A 1,370-nucleotide genomic window follows, 5' to 3' on the forward strand; every position below is an offset into this window, starting at 1 on the left:
TGTGCTGTCTCACCTCATCGTTGACACTTCATGTCTCAACTGATCGTGGACGGTTCATGTCTCAGGACTTCGTGGACGGTTGCCTGCCCGTGCCGTTGAGGCCGATGTAGACGGTTCCTTTGGGCGGGCGCGGGTGGCTGATGATTTCGGTTCCCCGTGCGTCGAAGAACATGATGGTTTCGTCGTCGTAGAGGACGTGGATCTGTTCTCCTGCGTGGTTCGTGCCGATGTAGAAGTGCATTCCGATGACGGTGACTTCGCCCTGACGCCCCACCTTTCGTTGCACGCTCTGGCGGGGTGTGGGTTTGCGGGTTTCGGGGGTCGGGGGCTCTGGCGGCAGGGCTGTCGCGGTGGCGTTCCACGCCTCGGCCGGGGTCGTGCCCGGCGGCAGCGCCTGGTGTTCACGCTCGGTGTTGTAGTACGKGTCGAAGACATCGACACGGGCCTGTAGTTCGGCGACGGTCGCGGCCTGGGGATGGCGGTTCAGGTAGGTGTGCAGGGTCCGGTGGAAGCGTTCGTTCTTGCCCTGGGTGGTGGGTTTGTAGGGTTTTCCGGTGATCGGCACGACGCCGAGAGCCTTGAGGTATTCCACCAGGGCCCCGGTGCGGCCCCTCCGTGTGGGATTGAACGCCGCCCCGTTGTCCGATAGGAACTTTTGGGGCACTCCGTGGCGATCGATAGCTATTCGCACCACCCGGATGGCCGCTTCGGATGTCTCTGCGTCTGCGACCAGCGATGCCAGTGCCAGGCGGGAATGATCGTCGATGAGCTGGAAAATGGCCACCCTGGCTCCGCCGGCCAGCAGCCACTCCGTCGAGTCGATCTGCCAGCAGCCGTTGGGTTCTGGATAGACGAATCTTTGGTAGGCGCTGCGCGGTTTCTTCCTCGGTTCCGGGACCACGACTCCGGCCCGGGTGAAGATCCGGGCCAAGGTGGCACGTGATGGCGGTTGGACCCCCTGGCGTCGGAGTTTGGCGGCGACGCTCAGCGGCCCGTAGTCATAGCCGAGGCTCTTCAGGGACTCCCGGGTCGCGAGAGCCAGCTGCGCCAAAGAGGCATCGACCTTGGCCGGGCTGGTCGCCGGCTTGGTCGAGGCAGTTTCCAAGGCTTTGATCGTCCCCCCCGGCGGCAGCCGCGGCCCGGATCTTGTAAAACCAGGCCCGGGACACCTTATGACGTTCGCAGAACTGTGTAACCGCACCCCTCTCAGCGTCGTCAGGCCATGTCGCCACCAAATGCCGGATCTTGATATCGGGGTGCATTTTGCTCATGACCCGAGCAAAACCGGTCCGAGTGTCCACGATGTCCTGAGACACACTGTCCACGATGTCTTGAGACAGAAACGTCCATTAAGTCATGAGACTCCACAG

The 1,370-nt window shown here is 62.6% G+C and carries 1 protein-coding gene; it reads right to left on the reverse strand.

The genetic code is table 11. The annotated features are described in order from the left end of the window. Positions 1-61: 61 nt before the first annotated feature. Entirely contained in the window at positions 62-1,105 is a 1,044-nt protein-coding gene (locus tag AC1DLT_RS30805) for a DDE-type integrase/transposase/recombinase (RefSeq protein WP_476860533.1), read from the reverse strand. Between the last annotated feature and the right edge of the window lie 265 nt (positions 1,106-1,370).

The organism is Neorhizobium sp. 05N33, assembly GCF_056397445.1.